General features: G+C 70.7%; 16 protein-coding genes. 13 read left to right on the top strand and 3 right to left on the bottom strand.

All coding sequences use genetic code 11. The features are described 5' to 3' along the window. Positions 1–173: 173 nt before the first annotated feature. Both LDL48_RS13730 and LDL48_RS13725 read left to right on the top strand, forming a co-directional pair. A complete protein-coding gene (locus LDL48_RS13730; RefSeq protein WP_225255705.1) occupies positions 174–2855 on the top strand; it encodes an ATP-binding protein in 2682 nt (893 codons plus the stop codon). Between the two features lie 187 nt (positions 2856–3042). Next, a complete protein-coding gene (locus tag LDL48_RS13725; RefSeq protein WP_225255477.1) occupies positions 3043–4275 on the top strand; it encodes a Wadjet anti-phage system protein JetD domain-containing protein in 1233 nt (410 codons plus the stop codon). A gap of 377 nt (positions 4276–4652) precedes the next feature. Here the strand turns inward: LDL48_RS13725 and LDL48_RS13720 are convergent, their stop codons facing one another. Continuing rightward, a complete protein-coding gene (locus LDL48_RS13720; RefSeq protein ID WP_225255476.1) occupies positions 4653–4997 on the bottom strand; it encodes a response regulator transcription factor in 345 nt (114 codons plus the stop codon). 256 nt (positions 4998–5253) lie between these two features. Between LDL48_RS13720 and LDL48_RS13715 the strand changes: the two genes are divergently transcribed. The 9 genes from LDL48_RS13715 to LDL48_RS13675 all read left to right on the top strand — a co-directional run bounded on the left by LDL48_RS13715 (position 5254) and on the right by LDL48_RS13675 (position 14507). After that, entirely contained in the window at positions 5254–6321 is a 1068-nt protein-coding gene (locus LDL48_RS13715) for a hypothetical protein (protein WP_225255475.1), read from the top strand. 13 nt (positions 6322–6334) lie between these two features. After that, complete coding sequence (locus LDL48_RS13710) at positions 6335–7654, top strand: hypothetical protein (RefSeq protein ID WP_225255474.1); 1320 nt, start codon at positions 6335–6337, stop codon at positions 7652–7654. A 5-nt stretch (positions 7655–7659) separates the two neighbouring features. Then, positions 7660–8133: a hypothetical protein gene (locus LDL48_RS13705; RefSeq protein WP_225255473.1), complete on the top strand. Its 474-nt coding sequence runs from the start codon at positions 7660–7662 to the stop codon at positions 8131–8133. Between the two features lie 4 nt (positions 8134–8137). After that, a complete protein-coding gene (locus tag LDL48_RS13700) occupies positions 8138–9064 on the top strand; it encodes a hypothetical protein (protein WP_225255472.1) in 927 nt (308 codons plus the stop codon). Positions 9065–9091: 27 nt separating this feature from the next. Continuing rightward, entirely contained in the window at positions 9092–10663 is a 1572-nt protein-coding gene (locus LDL48_RS13695; protein ID WP_225255471.1) for a hypothetical protein, read from the top strand. A gap of 19 nt (positions 10664–10682) precedes the next feature. Continuing rightward, positions 10683–11792: a hypothetical protein gene (locus LDL48_RS13690; protein WP_225255470.1), complete on the top strand. Its 1110-nt coding sequence runs from the start codon at positions 10683–10685 to the stop codon at positions 11790–11792. Next, complete coding sequence (locus LDL48_RS13685; RefSeq protein WP_225255469.1) at positions 11789–12409, top strand: D-Ala-D-Ala carboxypeptidase family metallohydrolase; 621 nt, start codon at positions 11789–11791, stop codon at positions 12407–12409. The genes LDL48_RS13690 and LDL48_RS13685 overlap by 4 nt, the downstream gene beginning before the upstream one ends. Before the next feature lie 104 nt (positions 12410–12513). Next, on the top strand, positions 12514–13677 hold the full coding sequence (locus tag LDL48_RS13680; protein WP_225255468.1) for a M20/M25/M40 family metallo-hydrolase: 1164 nt from the start codon (positions 12514–12516) through the stop codon (positions 13675–13677). Between the two features lie 380 nt (positions 13678–14057). Continuing rightward, a complete protein-coding gene (locus LDL48_RS13675) occupies positions 14058–14507 on the top strand; it encodes a hypothetical protein (protein ID WP_225255467.1) in 450 nt (149 codons plus the stop codon). A 232-nt stretch (positions 14508–14739) separates the two neighbouring features. Here LDL48_RS13675 and LDL48_RS13670 read toward each other — a convergent pair whose 3' ends face one another. Together LDL48_RS13670 and LDL48_RS44490 are read right to left on the bottom strand one after the other, a co-directional pair. After that, complete coding sequence (locus tag LDL48_RS13670) at positions 14740–15336, bottom strand: DinB family protein (RefSeq protein ID WP_225255466.1); 597 nt, start codon at positions 15334–15336, stop codon at positions 14740–14742. A 46-nt stretch (positions 15337–15382) separates the two neighbouring features. After that, entirely contained in the window at positions 15383–17575 is a 2193-nt protein-coding gene (locus LDL48_RS44490; protein ID WP_225255465.1) for a GMC oxidoreductase, read from the bottom strand. Between the two features lie 225 nt (positions 17576–17800). Between LDL48_RS44490 and LDL48_RS13660 the strand changes: the two genes are divergently transcribed. Together LDL48_RS13660 and LDL48_RS13655 are read left to right on the top strand one after the other, a co-directional pair. Next, positions 17801–18766 carry a helix-turn-helix domain-containing protein gene (locus LDL48_RS13660; protein WP_225255464.1) on the top strand — a complete coding sequence of 322 codons (966 nt, stop codon included), beginning with the start codon at positions 17801–17803 and terminating at the stop codon, positions 18764–18766. Between the two features lie 2 nt (positions 18767–18768). Further along, positions 18769–19203, top strand: a complete 435-nt coding sequence (locus tag LDL48_RS13655) for an SgcJ/EcaC family oxidoreductase (protein ID WP_225255463.1) — start codon at positions 18769–18771, stop codon at positions 19201–19203. The last annotated feature ends 123 nt before the right edge of the window (positions 19204–19326 follow it).

The raw sequence follows: 19326 nt of genomic DNA, 5'->3' as shown, positions 1-19326 counted from the left end.
GCAAGCTCGACGAGTCCCGCACCGACGGCGAGACGAGAATGCGGGCCCTACGTGGTGACGGCCGCGACACCTGGACCGCCGTCGCGATGACCTGGCTGGACCACACCGGCGCCCAGTTCACCGCCCTGCGCGCCTGGTACGTTCCGTCGTCGGCTCGCGGCCTGGACGACGTCGTGCCGGTCCGCGCCACGTGTGACCACGCCTACGATCTGCGAGGGCTGGAAGGGCCAGCAGCCAAGAAGTTCACCCGCGCCGACGTCGCGGCAACCGGCTTGACCTGGTGCGACACCGACCGCGACTTCACCGCGCGCCTGCACACCACGCTCGGCATCGGCGCGGCGGGCGACGGGCACAAGGCGGTCGCGTTGCTGGGACGCATCCAGGCCGGCCAGCAGATCACCACGGTCGACGCCCTGTACAAGACGATGGTCCTGGAAGAGCCGTCCACACTGGCGACGGCGGACGCGGTGGTGCAGCAGTTCGACGAGTTGTCCGGCACCCGGGTCCGGATGATCACCGCCCGCCAGCAGGTGAAGGCGTTGAGCCCGATCCGCGAGCACCGACGCGTCATCGACGAAGCGGTGGACCGGCTACGGTCGATCGACGAGATCGGATCCTTCACCGATGCGGCGTCGCCTGCCGCGCTGTGGCGTCATCAGCGCCGGCTCGACCTGTTGCGCGTGGCCGAGAAGGACCTGGAGCAGCAGCACCGCCGGGCCCAGCAGGAGCTGGTGGAGATCGAGGCGCTGGTTCGCGGGGCGGAGGCGCAGCGTGACGGCACAGCCGACATCATTCGTGCGTCCGGTGGTGACCGCATGGACACCGCCCAGCGGGAGATCCGGATCGTGGCGCAGCGCCTGGGCGAGGTCGAACGCGCACGGCAGCGACTGGACCGGGCGCTGGCCACGATCGGCGCCTCGGTCTCGACCGGCGAGGATTTCGCTGCCCTGGTGGAGGCGGCGCGTCGCACGCTGGCCGATGTCGACGCTCGGAGAACCGCGCAGACCGCGTACGCCGAGGCGGTAGCGGAGAAGAGGGATGCCGGACGAGAGCTGGACCGGTTGCGCGCCGAGCGCGACGCAGTCAAGGCCCGCCGGGGCAACATCCCGACCGAGCTGCACGCGACCCGCGCCGCGCTGGCCGAGGCCGCCGGACTCACTCCCGACGACCTGCCGTTCGTCGGCGAGCTGATCGAGGTACGCACGGAGTTCGAGCCCTGGCGAGAGGCATTCAACCTGGCGCTCGGCGGATTCGCCACCCGGATGCTGATCGACATCGGCAGATTGAACTCGTTCCGCGAGGCGATCGACCGGGTGCCGACCGCCAGGCGGATCCACTTTGAAGGCGTGCGCACCGGGTTGCGCGACGAGGTTGGACTGGACGGCAAGACGCTCCCCGGCAGGCTCGACTACCGTCCGTCGCCGTTCACCGCATGGCTCAAGAGCGAACTCGACCGCCGGTTCGCGTACGTCTGCGTCGACACGCCCCGGCTGCTGCCGCAATATCTCAAGGCCCTCACGATCACCGGCCAGACCTCGGAAGGAGCCCGCGGTGCGCACGGCGGCCACGGCCGGGCCAACGTGCTCGGCTTCACCAACGCCAGGACCCTCGCCGACCTCGACAACCAGATCGACCTCACCCGCAAGCGCCTCGACAACGCGGTGGCGAACGTGTCGAGGCAGGAGCACAACCTCGACGCGACGGAAGCCAGACGCGCGGCCTACCAGACCCTGACCGAGCTCTCATGGGATCAGGTGGATGCCGACGCGGTCCACGCGGACAGGGACCGCTGGAACCGCATCCTCGACGAGATCCGCGCCGGCAATCCGGAGATCGACAAAATGCAGCGCCGCCTGGACGACCTCAAACAGCAGGTCCGCGATCTGACCGAGCGTGTCGGCCGGCAGAAAGACATCGTGGACGCCGCCGGAAACGCATGGGCGTCGACCGTCGACGAGGTGGATCGCGCCCAAACGGCGCTCGACACGGCCACCGAGTCGGGAGTCGGCCTCGGCGAGGAAACCCGGGACTATCTGGAGACGCTCTTCGACAGCGACCCGGCCAGCACCAACCCGATGGACGTGCTCGCGCAGTTCGACGCCGGAGTCAAACGCGCCGTCGACCGGCTCCACAACGACCGGCTATCCGCGACGGAGTCGATCGGCCGCACGAGAAAAGCGCTGCACGATGCGTTCTCCATGTTCCTCGAGCGCTGGCCGAACCCCAACCTCGGCACCGACCCGGACGCCTCCTACCGCGACTTCGACCGCCTACTCACCGACCTGGAAACCAACGGCCTGCACGAGCTGGAGACCGAGTGGCGGGACAGTCTGCTCAATCTTTCCGGCAACGACCTGACCGGCCTGGACAGCGAACTCGCCGCCGCCGTCCGGGACATCCGCGACCGGATCGACCCGGTCAACCGCATCCTCGCCGACCTACCGTTCGCCGACGACAACCACCGGCTGCGCATCGACCCACAAGAGAGCCACTCCACGGCGCGTGCCCGGTTCCGCAAGGAGCTGCGCGACGTACGCGCTCTTGTCGATCAAGCTGCGACAGAAGACGACCGGGAACGCGCTCACGACCGGATGGCCAAGGTGATCGACCGCATCCGCCGCACCGCGCCGGATTTCGCCGACCTCGTCGACGTGCGCAACCACGTCCGGATCAGCGCCGAGAAGATCGACCTCGACGGCAGGCACGTCGCCATCTACGACCACATCGGCGAGAAGTCCGGTGGCGAGTCGCAAGAACTCGTCGCGTTCATCGTCGGCGCCGCACTGCGGTACCAACTGGGCGACGCAGGCGCCGCCCGCCCCGTTACGCCCCGGTCTTCCTCGACGAGGCGCTGATCAAAGCGGACGCGCACTTCACCGGCCGCGCCATCGGCGCGTGGCGCGGACTGGGCTTCCAACTCGTCATCGGCGCCCCGAACGACAAGCACAGCGCGATCGAACCACACGTGGACGCGGAGTACGTGATCCTCAAGAACGCCCACGGCCGCTCCAGGGCGAAGCCCCTGGTCGGGGTTCCGGACGCATGAGCCAACTCGTCACCCCTCAAGACGCCGTCTCGGCCGTCCGCCGTAAAATCGGCAAGAAGTGGGCAGAGGCGGTGTGCACGGAGATCGATACCGGCGCTCGCACCGTGTTCTCCGTCCATCTCCGCCCGGGCGTCAAGGCCGGTACGGCCGTCGAACGGGCGGGGTACACCAACTGGCACGAGTGGCACATGCAGTGGCGCGACTTCTGCGACCGGCTCCCCGCCGGCATAGAAGTCGTACGCACCAGGGTGACCATCCGCGGTGTGGCCGGCGAATACCCGGCCACACTCCATGCAGACCTGGACGGAGCCGCCACGCTCCTCGCCGAATCGCACACAAATGCTGAACCATCGGCCGTGGACATCGGCCGGGCCCGTGCGGTGGCATCGGCTCTGCGGTCCGCCGGCGCCACTCTCACCCCGGCCACACTGAGGGCCGTCTACGGCCTTGCAGCGAACGACGTGGACGTGCTGATCAACGCAGTGACCTGGCTGCGCCAGCACTCCGACGCCGGCACTTGGACGCTGCGGCAACTTCCCGTGCCCGGAATGCACACCAAATGGCTCGATACGCACGGCACGCTGCTACGCGACGTCACCGGACGCGATGTCCGCGACGAAGTCCGGCCCCGGCTGACCGTCGTCCATCTGACGTACGCCGACCCAAGCCACGCCGCGTCGGGCCGGCGTAGGCACGACGCGTGGACCACCGGGGACGTGCACGACATCGCGTACCAGCCGCGCGTCGTCCTCGTCGTGGAAAACCGCGACTCCCGCCTCTGGTTCCCGCCAATCCGCGACACGATCGTCGTCGAGGGAGGCGGCAAGGCCGCAGCCGCCCTACTCGCCAACGTGCCCTGGATCCGCTCCGCAGATCACGTCGCCTACTGGGGCGACATCGACGCAGACGGGTACGCGATCCTTGACCATTTCCGCGCCACGCTCGCCGTGCCCGCGCCGGATGGTGCACCGGCCAGACACGTCACCTCCATCCTCATGGATGCCGCCGACCTGTACCAGTACTCCCTGCACGGCGTCAACCACGACAAAGCGGGCCGGCCGATCAAACCGTCGCCGACGCTACTGCCGCACCTGACGGAAGCCGAAACCATCGCGTACAACACCATCGCCACCGCGGGCCCTACCCCGTTCCGCCGCATCGAACAGGAAGCCATCCCTCCCAGCCACGCCGCAGCTCGACTGCAACGGATCATCGACGATCGGCATTGATTGAGCCACCTCCAATCTGACAGTGCAGGTCAGCCGGCCGCTGGTGGGCGATGTGGCGGATCACGCCGGCCAGCGCAGCTCCGGCGCGGGGACAACCGCGACGCCGGTCCGGACCAGGTCGTAGTGGCGTCCGGCCGGGTCATCGTGTCGCCGGCGAGCCGATCGGCGAACTGCTGCCCCGGACACCGCCGAAGCCGCTGGTAGCGGACGGCGTGGACCGCCATATGGGTGCTTTGATGCCGGTGCACCGGTGCCAGTAGCGCCTAGGTCGACAGTTGACGGGTCTACCTTCCGGAATCCAGCAGGTTCGGCGGACGGCCGGCGTCGGTTTCGTTCCCCTTTGTCAGCAGCCCGATGACGGCGGGCGCTCAACCTGCTCAGCTCGCGGTCAGCAAAGACTTCGGCGCCTCGGCGGGCTGTTCGAGCAGTCGGGCCACCATTGCGGCGCGGGTGGTCACCTCCAGCTTGGCGAAGACCCGCCGCAGATGAGCCGAAACGGTCCACGCGCTGATGTCGAGCACCCGGGCGATCTCCTTGTTGGTGTAACCGAGCGCCACCATCCGGGCGATCTCGGCCTCCCGCGGGCTCAGGTTGGTGCCCGTCTCGGTGGCCGCGGCGACGCACCAGACGACGCAGCGGGTTTCGCCGACCGTGACGTCGACCAGCACCTCGGAGGGGTCCGCCAAGGTCGGTCGGCTGGTCCGGGCCAGGTCGATCAGCAAGCGTGCCGCGGCGGCGACGGGGTCGGCCGGACCAGTTTCGGATTCTCCTGACGTGGTCACCATCCACCCCCGGATCGTCGTCCGGTCGGGCCGGACGGACTGCTCGGTGTGCGGCCATGCTATCGATGCGCTGAGTGACCGTGCAGTCGCATATCCGCGTGATGGCCGATCGGCCGAGTACGAAACGTGCGACTGTCGGTGGCCCGGCCGGTCCGCATAGAACCGGGAGAGTCGGAACGCCATAGGGAGGCACCCCATGCGGACCCGGGACAGCGAGCTCGAGTACGAGCTCGAACAGGAGCTCGAGGGTGAAGAGGAACTCGAGTATGAGCTCGAGGGCGAAGAGGAGCTCGAGGGCGAGGAGGAGTTGGAGGGCGAGGCGCTCTTCGGCACCATCGCCCGCGGCATCGGCGGCCTGCTCGGCGGCGGCGCTGGCGAGTTTGAGGAAGAGTTCGAGGGCGAGTTCGAGGAGGAGTTCGAAGGCGAATTCGAAGGCGAGGCTGAGTTCGAGGGCGAGTGGGAGCTCGAGGGCGAGGAGGAGGGCGAGGAGTTCTTCCGGCGCATCGGCAGCTTCCTGCGCCGGGCCGCACCGGTGTTGCGCCGCGTCGCCCGGGTCGCCGCCCCGATCATCGGCACCGCCGTGGCCGGGCCGGCCGGCGGCATGATCGCCCGAGGCCTCACCCAGAACCTGGAGTTCGAGGGCGAGGAGGAGTTCGAGCTCGAGGGTGAGTCGGAGGCTCGTCCCCGCGCCGCCGCCGAGATGCTGGCCGCGGCCGCCTCGCAGAGCGCCCGCGAAGCCGAGGCGGAGGCGTTCATCGGTGCTGCCACCGTGCAGACGCTCACTGCCCGCGAACGGCGCGCACTACTCAACCTGCTGCCGCACCTCGTGCACGGCACTGCCGTGCTCACCCGCATCCTGCGCCGGCGCCGGATCACCCGGCCCGCCGTCCGCGCGGTGCCCACGATCGTGCAACGGGCCGCGACCACGCTGGCGCGCCGGGCGCAGGCCGGTCGGCCGGTCACCCCACAGATCGCCGGACAGGTCCTGGCGCGGCAGACCCAGCAGGTGCTGAGCAGACCACAGACGGTGAGCCGCGCGCTCGAGCGCAACCTCCGTGCCACCCGTACGGTGGCCCGCCCGGCCCGCCGCAGCGCCGGGCCCGGATACGCCCCCGCCGTCCGCCGCCCGGTGCCACGTACCCGGAGCGTGGTCGTGGCTCGTACGCCCGCCGGCCGCCTGGTTCCGGCGCGCGTCGTACCGGTCCGCCGGCCCGCCGCCCCGCGCTCACCGATGCCGGCCGGCGTTCGCCGGACGCAGCGCTGATCCGGCACCGGCCATGTCGTCCACCACGGCCGCCGTGCGGCCGCCCGCCGGCTCGCGGACGCGGGGCTCGCGAACGCCGCCCCGCGAACTGCTGACCTGGGTGCGGGTGCAGGGCGACAACACCGAACGGCACCTGGCGGCGCTCCGGCCCTTCACCCGCGCCGAGTTCGGCGCCGGGCCGGAGGCGCCGACCGAGGGGCACGTGCAGGCCGCCAACGAACTGATCGACCTGCTGCGCGGCAACCTGCAGACACACGCCCGCCGGTTGCACACGGCAGTCACCGCGGCCACCAACGTGCCGGTCGCGGTACGGCTACGGGAAGTGGTCGGGCACAAGCAGAACGCGCACACCGCAGCCACCCGGGCCGAACAGATCTGGGACTTCTATTTCGAGCTGTTCGGCATGCGGCAGTCCCGGTTCGGGCCGTGGCTGCTGGGATGCGACCGGATCGCCTTGGACTGCTACCAGTACGCCTATCTGGGCCTGGGCAGGGCGCGGTCGATCCCGGCGCCGCCGGCGTTCTCCTACATGCGTACGGGGTTCTCGCCGGCCACGTTCCGCCGGGGCATTCCGTTGCGGCGGCTCGGGCGGCAGCTCAACCCGTTCCCGCTCATTCAGTTGCCGTACCACCGGCTGGTGAACCCATGGACGCTCGGCGCGATCCTGCACGAGGTCTCGCACAACCTGCAGAACGATCTGGGGCTGGCTCGTGCCGTCCCGCTGGCCATCGCCGACCGGCTGACCGGCGCCGGCCTGCGGCCCGAGGTGGTCGCGGTGTGGTTGCGCTGGCACCGGGAGACGTTCGCCGACCTGGCCGGGCTACTGCTGGGCGGGCCGGCGGTGGCAGCGTCCCTGATGGACGTCATCGGACGCGGCCATCGGGCGGTCAGCGACTTCTCGCCACGCAGTCCGCACCCGACGCCGTATCTGCGCGTGTTTCTCAGCGTCGAGCTGCTGCGGCGGCTCGGGCTGACCGCGGACGCGGCGCTGACCCGGCAGATCTGGACGCGGCTGTATCCGCGGCCGGTGCCCGGCGCCATCCCGGCGGCGGTGCTGTCCAGCTTCGCCGAAGCGCATCGGCTGGTGGTGGACGCGATCTGTTTCACACCGTACGCGCCGCTCGGGAACCGCACGCTGGCCCGGACCCTTCGCTTCGAGGCGAAGGAGCAGCAGATGATCGAGGAGGCGGCGCGCCGCCTAGCGGCCGGAAACGACCCGGGTGTCGTGCCGGAGCGCTTCCTCATCGGCGCCGCCCGTTTCGCGCTGGACCGGCGGCTCGCGGCGCCCGAGCTGATCACCACGAACTTCTACCGCGAGCTGGCCCGGAGGTGAGCGCGATGCTCGACGCCCTGCTCGTTGACGTGGACCGGCATCTGCGCCGGGCCGAGGAGAGCCTGCACGCGGTGCAGCTGTGCGTGGTCCAGGACCGGCCGGACGAGCAGCACCACGACCACAAGCTGGTGCAGGACCTGGACGACCGGCTGAGTGCGACGCTCGGCGATCTGCACGGGGCACGGTCCGCGGCGCAGACCGCGGCTCAGGCCGTACGCCGGGGCGACCCGGCCGCCACGTGCCGGGCCATGGAACGGTCCAGTCGCTGCCTGCTGGCGACCGGCCGGCGCCTGCGCGACCACCCGGCGGCCGGGGTGCTGCGACGGCAGGCACGGGCCTGGGGACCGCGCTGGTCGGCGTGGGCCGAGGTGGTGGCGGCCGGCCTGGCCGACGCCCGCGAGGCCGTCGACCGGGCCGAGAACACGTCCGTGACCGCCTGGGCGGCCGTGGCCGACCGGATGACTGTCAGAAAGGGATAACGCGATGAGACTGTTCATCCACTATCGCCGCCCCAAGGACGACTTCGACGCCTGGAGTCTGGTGGTCGAGGACCCGTCCGACGCGACCATCACGGACCGACCGTCCGATCCGTTCGGCCGGGTGTGGGAGGTGGACCTCTCGTCACCCTCGATGAAGTTCTACTTCACCCACAGCCTCGTCTCGGTCAGGAGCGCCAAGCCGGCGCATCGGGATCCGGTGAAGACATTCGTCGAAGCCACGCTCACGGGCGGCGACGAGCTCCATCTGTTCTACGTGTCCGGGGACATCGACGAGAGCGGGGCGCCCCGGCTCCTCCCCGAATGGGGAACCGGCACGGTGGATCCCGATGGCGTGGCCGATGCCATCACCGACGGGTTCAGCAGGCTTGACACGAATCTGTCCAGGCTGGAGAGCCGGATCTACGGCGTGGCCGACACGATCAACGATGGCTTCAGGGCGCTTTACGGACAGCTGGGCGGGCTGAGCGGACCGCTCGGCGGGTTCACCACCCGGGTCACCGACGCGCTGGACTCGATAGCGCCTCGCCCGACCGCACCGGACACGACCGGCGACGCGGCGGCCGCGACCTTGGCCGGGACGGTCGAGGCGGCGCTGAGTAAGGCGGTCACCGATCTCAACCCCAAGGTCGCCGACCTCGTGAAGATCCTCCAGGGCAAGACGATTCCGGTCGGGGTGACCAACGTTGCCGCGCTGGTCGAAGAGCTGAGGCTCGCCGCCGGTCGCTATCAGGGCTACGCCCGGGACCCGGGGACGCGCAATCTCTCGGACCTCCGGACCGAAGTCGATCTCGAGGTCAAGCGGCTGGTGACGCGGATCGAGGAGGTTCAGGACAGCCTAGCCGCGGTCAAGGAAGCCGCCACCGTGCGCGCAGAGCTCAACAACGCCAAGGGAAGCGTGTCCGCCCTGTAGACCCGAAGGGCTGAGAGGTATCGAATCATGATCTATGAAACTGTCGCAGCGGACATGCGCGCCCTCGCCCACGAGTTCACCGAGCTGAGTGGTGAGTTCGCCCCGATCGCGGCCGAGTTGGTCAACGCCGGCCAGGCCGTCCCGGCGGCCGCCGTCAACGACCTGGGCATCCGGGCGGGCAGCCTGGCCCTCCGGCTCACCCAGAGATCGGCGCAGGTCGCCGCACAGCCGACCATGGCCGCGGCGGTGCAGTTCGGTGAGGCGGAGTTCCGCAACTGCCTCGCCCAGGTGACGGCCTACAATCAAGAGTTCGATCAGGCGCTCCGCAACTCGCCGCCCGGCAACGCGACCTGGCGGCGGGCCAGGGTGCTGCTCGCGCAGATCCACACCCAGGCGGAGCAGGCGCTGGAGGACATCCAGGAAACCGGGACGGTCCTCTCCGGGCCCGCCGCCAACCTGGGCCGGCTCCGCGGGACGATCGACGACCTCGCGTCGTACCCGATTCTGACCTCGGGCGAGGGCAGCGGGCCGGGCCTGGGCACACCGTCCCGCGTGGCCGACGGCCTACAGGCCCGGGTCGACAACGCCATTCAGGCGACGATCGGGCGGCTGCCGCGCTACACCGACCACACGGCCTTCCTTTCCGCACTGACCTCGTCCTTCGAGGTGTCCGAGGTGCAGGGGCACACCGTGGCGACCTGGCGGCCACGCGCCTACCTGGGGCCGTCCGAGCTGGGTGGCGGGGTCACGGGCGCGCAGGCCAGCCTGTATGCCCGCGCCCAGGACGCCCTCGACCGGGCGCTTCCGCTGCTCAAGGCGTTCCGCCCGCTGCGGCCGGACGCCGACATGGAGGAGATGGAGTCGGCCCGCAGCATCATCCAGGCGCAGTTCACCGCGGTGGTCACCGAGCTGGGCATCGAGGGCGGCCCCCGTCCGGCCCGGGTCGACCAACTCTTCGCCACGCTACTCGACGACCCGGTCACCGGCATCGGCGATGAACAGGTGGTCGGCGGCATGGTCGGCTACCTGGCCCGGTCGTTCGGCTTCGAGGCCGGTCAGATCAACACCGTCTCCGAGGAGCAGGCCTACTCCGACTTCCTGCTTCTGCGGGACTACCTCACGACGACGAGGGCCGGCTGGGACGCCTTCCGCCGGGAGTTCCTCGGCCGCGACCTGGGCACCCGTCTGGTGTTGTTGTCCAACGCCCTGCAGGTCGTCGCCGAGTCGGTGGACGAGGTCGAGGCAGCGCTGGACTCGGTCTTCGTCGGCGCCGGGGAACGCAGCGTAGCCCAGTTCAGCACCGGTCCCAGCGAGCAGATGCTGGTTTCCGAGCTGCTCAGCTGGGTCCGGTCGTTCGCCACCCAGGAGACCCGCGAGCTGGTGCAGTCCGGCGGCCGCCGGGCCATGGGAATCGTCACCACGACCGCCGGGCAGTTGCAGGAACTGGTCACCAGCCTGATCACGGCGGCCGGCTCGGATGCGGGGCTGCCGCGGGGGATGCGGCATCCGCGGGTGCGGCACCCGCTCGAGGAACTGCGTACCTACCTGGGCCGGGTGACTCAACTCGCCCGCGACGTCGAGCAGGCCCGGACCAGCTGAGCCCGGGGAGGAGGAGCTGATGACAACCGAGAAGGAGTACCAGGGGCTCTACGACCGGGTGGCCGGGCTGCGGGAGGAGCTGGTCAAACGGCTGAGCGGGGACCTGATCAACAACCCGGCGCTGGGCGACGCCCTGGTCAAGCAGGTCGACGATCTGCTGTCCAGTGTGGAGTCGGCCGGAACGCAAGCGCCGGCACCGCCGGACCGAGGGCTGGCGCAGCTGGTCGGCATCGGACCGGAGGCGGCCCGGGAGCTGGGTCAGGCGCGGATCCCGTACGGGGTCACGCCGTACGACGAGACGGTCACCTCGGAGCGGCTCGTTGCCGTGGGCGATCTGTACTACATTTACCAGCACGAACGCCTCGGCGTGTTCCGGGTCGTCCGCAAGCTGCAGGAGCTGTTCCGGGCCGGGACCGTGCGGCTGTCCGGCGGCACCGGCGCGTACGGCCTCTACCAGTTCGACCGCCGCGACGTGCTCCGCTACACCCACCACGACCGCCTTGCCGCGTACGGCCGGGTCCTGGGCTACGGCTCGACCCCGGCGCCGCGCGGCGGGCGGCGCAACGCCGAGTTCCACCGGCAGTTCACCCAGTTCGTCAACCAGGTGACGCTGTTCCACCGGGACAAGCGGATCTCCGAGGTGTTGCGGGAGCGGTCGTACGACCCGAGCTTCGGCAGCATCGCCGTGGTCCGGCGGGCCGGGCTGGACCTGCGGAACAACCTGAAGTTCGCCAGCTTCGGCCACCTGAACGTTCTCCGGGTCGAGGTCATGCAGGTGCTCGACGAGGCGTTCCGGATCCTCGAATCCGACGACGTCAAGCGGTTGTTCGGCGCCGACACATCATGGGACGTCTTGGAGGAGGTCCTGCTGCGCTACTTCCGACAGCGGCTCGTCACCTCGCCCCGGCAACGGATGGCGGTGTCCGGTCGTGAGGTGCTGCGCTGGCTCGCGCAACCGCACATCCTGCAGACCTCGCGGGCGCCGTTCGAGGCCCTGCTGCTGCAGATCGCCGAGTACGCCGAGGAGTGGCTCACCAGTGCCGAGGCTCTGGGGTCGGCCCAGCGCCGGCCGGGCGCCCGCGTGCTGCCGTTCGAGGGCCGTGCGCCGCTGGCAGTAGTCCCGTCATGACCATCGACACCCTGAGCCGGGTGGAACTGAGCGCCGAGACGATTCTGATCCGGCTCGGCTGGCGCATCCGCGGCGCCGCCGAGCTGGCCCGGGCGATCACCGCGTTCCAGTGCGGGTGGAACCTGGGTGCGCGGCTGACCGTGAACTCCGTGGCCGATCCGGCCACCCGCCGGGCGCTGCTGCTCTCCGAGCGGGCCCGGGCGAACGGTCGGCCGACCGCGTCGGCGCACTTCTCGTTCGCCGAGTTCGCCTGCAAGTGCCGGGGTCGCTACCCGGAATGCCGCCGGATCTGGGTGCGCCGGGAGCTGCTGGAGTCGCTGGAGGTGCTGCGGGCGCGGGCGTACCCGTCCGGCCTGACCATCGTTTCCGGCTGCCGCTGTGCGGCGTGGAACCGGGATCGTGGCGGTGTGGAAAGCTCGCAGCATCTCTTCGGCGCCGCGGCTGACGTGCCCAAGGTGGTGGACTGGCGAACGCTCACGCGGTGGCGGCTCTTCGCCGGCATCGGTTGGTCGAGATCGACCGGTCTGGCGCGGCACGTCGACCGGCGGGACGTCTCCGGCCACAACCCGCGTGGCCGGACATTGGAACGGCCGGCACGCTGGATCTACGCCTCGTGATCGAGATGCCGACCCCGGTCCGGATGGAACAACTCGTAGCCCGGGCACGAGACCGGGCCCGGCAGGACAGGGCGGCCCAGCTTCGCCTGCTCGCCCGTTTCGTCATGTTCAGAACCATCCGGGGCGACCCTGCCGAGCTGGGTCGATGCGCGAACTGGCTGAGCAGGCAACTCCGCGACATCGGGCTGACGACGCTGAACGTACCGGGGCCTGGCCCGCCGCCGGTGGTAGCCCGCTCGCCGTGGCGACACGGCCGTCCCCACGTGCTCCTCTACGGCCACTACGACGTCCAGCCAGCGCCACCAGCGGGCTGGCACACTCCGCCGTTCCGAGCGGTCCGCCGCGGTGGCGAGCTCCGCGGCCGCGGCGTTTCCGACAACAAGGGCCCCATCGTCGCCCACCTGGCTGCGATCGCCGCGCTGCGCGAGGCCGAGGGCCGCCTGCCGGTCAACCTGACCGTGCTGCTCGACGGCGAGGAGGAGGTGGGCAGCCCGCACCTGCCGGCCACCCTGGCCCGGCACGCGAGGCTGCTGGCCGGCCGCGGCATCGACGTGGTCGTCGTCTCGGACACCCGGATGCTCGGCCCGCACCGGCCGGCCCTGGTCTACGCGCTTCGCGGCTCGGTCACGGCCGAGGTGTGCGTCGCCGGTGCGGGGCGGCCGCTGCACGTCGGCGCGTACGCCGGTCTCGCCCCGAATCCGGCCCGCGAGCTGGCCGTCCTGCTGGCCGGGCTCCCCCCGCCCGGCCCGGACGTGGCCCGCCCCGCGATCTCGGTGATCCGGATGGCCGCGGGCGACCTGGCCATGGCGATCCCGGCCCGCGCCACCGCGGTGGTGAACGTCCGGACGGTGCCGGGGCAGAACGCGGCCGGCGTGGTGGCGGCCCTGCGCCGGCACGCCGGGGGCCGGGCCCGGGTACGGCTGCTCTCCGCGGCTGACCCGGTGCGGCTGCCCCGGCGTAACCCCGCGATGGCCGCCGCGGCGTACGCCTGCGAGCGCGGTTTCGGCCGCGCCCCGGAACTGGTCCGCTCAGGCGGCACCATCCCGGCTGTCGCCCACCTGCGCCGGGCCTTCGGAACGCCGGTCGTGCTGCTCGGCTTCGGCCTTCCCGACGACCACGCGCACGGCCCGGACGAGCGGCTCGACCTGGACGTCTTCGACCGTGCGGTGGAGACCTGCCTCTGGTTGCTGCCCTCCCTGGGTCATGCGCTTCAGCCGTCACGCAGCTCCGACGAGGATCCCTGGCCCGGACCCGGCCGACCGGCCTAACTGGTGCGTCAGCGTTTGCACCGGTTCAACGTCGACGGCGGGCCAGGGTTGGGTGACCGGGAAGGCCGTGACCGGCCGCGCCGGACCAGCGAACACGAGCGCTCGGGGATCGTTGCTCTGGTCAAGACGACGCCAGAACCAGCCAGAAGACCTGGCGCTGTTTCGTTGGTCGGATACGGCACGTGGGCCGCCAATGCCAACGGTACGGCGCCCGCCGGTAGGCGACAGTTCGACATCGATCTCTCCATGGGGACCGGCCGACCATCTCGTACGGCGGACATCACACGCGCCGCCGGCGCGCTGTGGTTGGCACGTCCGGGCACTCACGACGCCGCTGATCCGACCTACGCTTTCCATAGCCGTAAGTAGAGATGAATGTCATGGATGATCCAGATCGTGATTCTGCTGCGGCCGCGTTGCGGGACGTGGCACAGCAGCGAGGTGCCGTCGCCGGCAGGTGGGGTGCGCCATGGCGCCGCTTGGTGCTGGTTGCGGTGGCAATGGGTGCAGCTGTCGCGTCGCTGACGATCGACACCGTAGCGGTCGTGGGGGTTGCCGCTCTGGTATTCCTGGTGGGGTTGGTGTTGCTCTTCGGCGTTCCCGCCAACAGCGGCGTGGTGCCCCGGGGCGGCGTCGGGGCATTCGGTCAGGTGTTCGCCGGCGGCAGTGTGTTGCTGGCTGTCTTCACCGGGGCGCTGGTCGGGCAGCAACAGGGCGTGGACTGGGTTACGGGTGTAGCCGGGGTGGTCGCTGCGGTCGCCGCGGTGGTGGTGGGATGGTGGCACTTCGTGCAGGTGCGCCGGACTGCTCGCGGGCGGCCGGAGCTGTGAGCGAGGCGCGGTGCGACGAACTGATCCACGCGCCCAACGGTCGCGGATCTACGCCCTGCTGGCATCGGTAGACCCGCCGAGCAGGGCGGTGAGTTCCGCCTCGCCGACTCCGGCACGTGGCCGGACCCCCACATCGCCACCCCTTCCGACACCGGCTGCTACGGCACGGCGTCGGCGGCGGCCTGGGGCCGTTGCTCGTAGCGGTCGGCACCGGAACCTCCTTTTGCTGTGGTCAGGACACTGGACCGGCACTGCCGGCGCCGCCCGCCGCTGCCTGCGCGGCCTGCTCGACCGTCGCCCGGTAGGCCGCACGGGCCGCAGTGTCGATCTCCTCCGCGTACTCCGGCATCATCCCGGTCTGGCCGTCGAGCTGCTCACGCAGGATGTCGGCGTGGCCGGCATGCCGGGTGGTCTCCTGAAGGACGTGGACCATGATGGTGAACAGCTTCACGTCGGGACGCGGCCACCACGGCACGTGGCCGGGCTCGTCGATCGGAAGGGCTTCGATCGTCGCGTCCGCATGCTGTCCGGCGCGCCGGTAGAAGTCGACGATCTGCTCCCGGGTCTGGTCCGGCGCGACCCACAGGTCGCTGCCGTCCGAGTCCTGCCATCGCCCCAGCGGCTCCGGGGACGGGCGGCCGAAGACCTCGCCGAAATACCAGGCCTCCAACGTCGCCATGTGCTTCACCAGGCCGAGCAGATTGGTGCCGGTCGCCGTCAGGGGACGCCGGATGTCGTACTCGGACAGGCCGTCGAGCTTCCAGACCAGCGCCTCCCGGGCCTTCGCGAGCCGGCCGTGCAGGTGGTCCTTCGCGAAATCATCGATCACGGCATGCCAGCTTGCCACACGGCAGCCGCGAATCCGTCTCCCGGAGCTAACGAAACGTGTCGGGTCCGGCGGTGGTGTGGGATTGCGGCGGCGATGACGACGTTCCGTGCCGTAGTGCGGACGTCGCGAAGAAGGTGGCGAACCGGAGAACCGCCCGCAGGCGGCGGGCCCGGGTGAATCCGACCCCGGCGAGCGAGGATCCCAGCCGGAGCAGGTCGCGGAAACCGATGGCGAGGACGCAGCTCTCGCCGTCGCCGGATGCCGCATCGCCGGGGCGGATCTCGACGTGGAGGTGGGTCAGTCCGGTCAGCAGCGCCATCGGTGTGCGGGAACGGACGGTCTTCGTGCCGCGCAGGTGCCAGGGTCGTCCGTCGGGGTCGTCGAAGCGCAGGGCGTACGACATCGCCGCCTGGTCGCCGTCGGGAAACAGCGACAGGGTTCCGCCCACCTCCGTGTGCGAGGTGACGCCCTCGACCTCGATGACGCCTCGCATGGGGATCGGGTGCGCCGGGTCGGTGAGGAACCGGTCCAGGCCGGGTATCTCCGCCGTCAATGTCATCGCCACCCGCGGGCGCCGGTGCTCGGTGCTCAGGTGTTCGGTGAAGACGATGCCGTCGCCCTTGGTCAGGGCATGACGCTGGGACATGAACGCGAACGCCGCGTCCTCGGGCACCTCGGTGGGTGACACCGCATGCCACTCGGGAGCACGCCATCCGGGTCGCCCGGAGCGGCGGATCATCGTTTCGATCGAGCGTTCCGCTGCCGCCAGGATCGTGGCGGAGGGGTTTACACCGGTCGCCGCCGGGAGCACCGAACCGTCCATCACGAAGAGCCCGGGATAGCCGTGCACCTCGCCGGCCTCGTCGACCACACCCGTGGTGGCGTCGCGGCCGGAACGCACGCCGCCGAGGGCGTGCACGGTGATGGTGCGCCGCAGCAGGGACCAGGTGACCGGGTGGTAGAGGCGTGCGTCGAGGAGCCGGGCGAGCAGCGGACCGACGCGCAGCTGGGACCGGTAGAGGTGGCCCTGCCAGCGGTTGCGCCACGACAGTGTGGCCTTCCCGGAGCGGTCCAGGCGCAGGGTCCCGTTGGCCGAGTCGCGGCCCATGGCGAGGACGGTGAAGAGGTGCCGCGGCGTCGTGTGCCGGACCTTCCGGCGCCACCACGCGCGCGCCGCCCGGGCCGGCAGGACGGTGTCGAACAGAGCGTGCAGCGGCGGCGGGAAGGTGCCGTCCTGCACCTGGAACCAGACCGGCCGTCGCCCTTCCGGCACGTCCAGCACGGTGTTGGTGGTGATGGTGGGTCCGGTGGTCATGTCCTGCTGACTGTCCCGGAGTTCGGCCAGGGTGAGGAAGTCGCCGTTGCCGGAGAACCCTTCCCCGAGGTGCCGGGAGAGGCTCGGCAGCGTGCCGTGCACGTCGCGGGACCGGAGAAGGAGTTCGGTGGTCGCGACCGACCCGGCGGCCAGGACGACACGCGGGGCGGACCACACCCGCTCGGCAGCGCGGGGATCTGACGGCGTGGCGGCGATCACCGCGTATCCGCCGCGGCGCGGCTCGATCCGCCGTACCTCCGCGTCGGTCACCGCGCGTGCTCCGCAGCGCTCCGCCACGGCGAGGTACGTGGTGTCCAATGTGTTCTTCGCGCCATGGTTGCAACCGATGACACACTCCCCGACAAAGGCACAGCCACGCCGCGGCACCTCATGGGCGTTCGGCCGCCACGTGTCCGGGTCGCCGAAGGTGACCGCGAGGTTCGGGCGCACCGTGGCCTCGGACATGGCCATGTCGTGGATGAGCCGTTCGACCAGCGCCGTGCGGGCCGGGGGCCGGCCGGTGCGCGGATCGTCACCGACCGGTGCGACACCCATCATGTGGGCCGCCAGGTCGTAGTACGGGTCGAGTTCCGCGCGTCGCAGATGGGCCGGCCAGCGCTCGTCCAGGGCCTCCTCGGACGGCCGGGCGAACACGTTGGCGTACACCAGCGAACCGCCTCCCCACCCGGCCCCGTGGACGCTGCCCATGCGGCCGAGCCAGCGGATGTCGTACAGCCCCCGGCCGACGTCCCACAACCAGCCGTCCTCCAGGCGGGGCCGGCGGGGGAACTCACCGGGCGCCCACCGCCGGCCCCGTTCGACGACGATGACGGAGAACCCGGCCTGCGCGAGCCGGGCCGCGGCGACCGCACCGCCGAACCCGCTGCCGACGACGATGGCATCGGCATCAAACGCGTCGGTCACGAACGGTCCCCTTCGTCGAGATCGCCGGTCGAAGCTCCGGGCGCCTGACGATCAAGTCTGGCGACAAGACGGCGCGACGTCGTCGGCCCCGGGTGCGGAAACCACCTCCTCCCCCGGCCGGAACGCGCCGTTGCACCCCCTACCGGAGGACGAGAGGACGGTGACCTGCGGATTCGGCGCCGCTGCGGCGCTCGGCCGCGGTCCGCGCGGCGCTAACGTGGTGGCGTGTTCGCGGACATCGGAAACTTCCAGGAAGTGCTTGCGGCCACCGGGCTGCCGCCGGTGCGCAGCGGGCGGCACGACGAGAGCGAGTTCCGGGCCGGCGTCGTGTCCCGCGACCTCGGGCCGCTCACCTTGGTCGAGCTGGTCACGCCGGAAGGCGAGTGCTTCCGGGACGCGCGGTCCACTCGCGCGGTGGACGAGCGGATGTGGCAGATCGACTTGATGGTGCGCGGACGGGCACGCGTCGAGCAGGGCAGCGGCACGGCCGAACTCGGACCGGCCGACCTGGTTCTGGTCGACCCCGCGCGGCCGGTGCGATTCGCCAGTACCGCCTCGACGCACGTGAGCATCCTGGTGCCCCGGCGGGATCTACGGCTCCGCCCCGGCGATGCCGCCCGCCTGGCCGGCGTACGCATCAGGGGCGACCGTGGGCCCGGCGCCCTGGTGTCCTCGCTGGCACGGGACATGACCCGGTCGTTGAGCGGATTCCGGGCCGGCGATGCGGAACGGTCCGCGGCCGCGGTGGTCGAGCTGATCGCGGTGACGTTGGAGGCCGAGCTGGGCGACCTGCGGCCCCGGCCCGACGAGGCGTTGCGGAACCGCATCATCGGGTACCTCGAGGCGCGACTGTCCGACCGGAACCTGGCCCCGGCCGCGATCGCCGCGGCGCACCACATCTCCGTGCGCCGCCTGCACCGGCTGTTCGAGGGCCAGCCGGAGACGGTGGCGGCGCTGATCCGCCGGCGCCGCCTGGAGCGGTGCCGCGCCGACCTGATGCGCAGCGACCGTACGGTCGCGGCCGTCGCGGCGCACTGGGGATTCGCCGATCCGGCGTCGTTCAGCCGGCTCTTCAAGGCGACGTACGGCGACAACCCGACGTCGCTGATGTCCAGCAACCGTGCACGGAATGTCAAGGCGCCCGGCACCGGGCGCGGTGAGGATGGAAGCCGCCGAAACCCAGAAAGGTGATCATGGAACAGTCGATCGAGTCGATGAGCGCCATCCCGACCCGGATGTACGAGGCATGGAATCGGGGGGACGTCGCCGGATTCTTCGCCGACTTCGCCGAGGACGTGCTGTTCGCAGAGCTCGAGGGAACCATCTACCGCAGTCGCACGGAGGCGATAGCGGCGCACGAGGCTCTGCTCGACACCGTGCTGAAGGGCTCCCGGCTGGTACGCAGCGAGGTGATGTTCGCGCGGATCGTCAGTCCGGGCGTCGGCGTGGTGCACAGCCGCGTCGGCATCCTCATGCCGGGTGAGGCGGAACCACCGTCGACGCGGTACTCCATGCAGCTTTTCGTCGTGGTCTGGCGGGACGACCGGTGGGTGGTCGCGGCGCTGGAGAACGCGCGCCTGCTGTCCCTGAGGACCATGGCGGCTCTGGAGGCCGTGTCCGACGACTAGTGCGTTGGCCGCGAACGTTCACCGGGTCTGACCCGTCAGGCTGCCTTGGTCCGGGGTCGCCCCCAGCGTTGCTGGCGTTCGCTGCGGACTCGGGCTCGTTCGCGGCGTTGCGCGGCCAGCACG

Source organism: Jidongwangia harbinensis, from assembly GCF_020216025.1.
Lineage (GTDB): Bacteria > Actinomycetota > Actinomycetes > Mycobacteriales > Micromonosporaceae > Actinoplanes > Actinoplanes harbinensis.
The sequence above is the reverse complement of the archived record's forward strand: the minus strand, read 5'-3'. Positions and strand labels throughout refer to the sequence as shown.

Coding starts and splice junctions, on each gene's coding strand:
- LDL48_RS13725 (WP_225255477.1), top strand. CDS start 3,043: ATGAGCCAACTCGTCACCCCTCAAGACGCCGTCTCGGCCGTCCGCCGT.
- LDL48_RS13715 (WP_225255475.1), top strand. CDS start 5,254: ATGCGGACCCGGGACAGCGAGCTCGAGTACGAGCTCGAACAGGAGCTC.
- LDL48_RS13710 (WP_225255474.1), top strand. CDS start 6,335: ATGTCGTCCACCACGGCCGCCGTGCGGCCGCCCGCCGGCTCGCGGACG.
- LDL48_RS13705 (WP_225255473.1), top strand. CDS start 7,660: ATGCTCGACGCCCTGCTCGTTGACGTGGACCGGCATCTGCGCCGGGCC.
- LDL48_RS13700 (WP_225255472.1), top strand. CDS start 8,138: ATGAGACTGTTCATCCACTATCGCCGCCCCAAGGACGACTTCGACGCC.
- LDL48_RS13695 (WP_225255471.1), top strand. CDS start 9,092: ATGATCTATGAAACTGTCGCAGCGGACATGCGCGCCCTCGCCCACGAG.
- LDL48_RS13690 (WP_225255470.1), top strand. CDS start 10,683: ATGACAACCGAGAAGGAGTACCAGGGGCTCTACGACCGGGTGGCCGGG.
- LDL48_RS13685 (WP_225255469.1), top strand. CDS start 11,789: ATGACCATCGACACCCTGAGCCGGGTGGAACTGAGCGCCGAGACGATT.
- LDL48_RS13680 (WP_225255468.1), top strand. CDS start 12,514: ATGTTCAGAACCATCCGGGGCGACCCTGCCGAGCTGGGTCGATGCGCG.
- LDL48_RS13675 (WP_225255467.1), top strand. CDS start 14,058: ATGGATGATCCAGATCGTGATTCTGCTGCGGCCGCGTTGCGGGACGTG.
- LDL48_RS13655 (WP_225255463.1), top strand. CDS start 18,769: ATGGAACAGTCGATCGAGTCGATGAGCGCCATCCCGACCCGGATGTAC.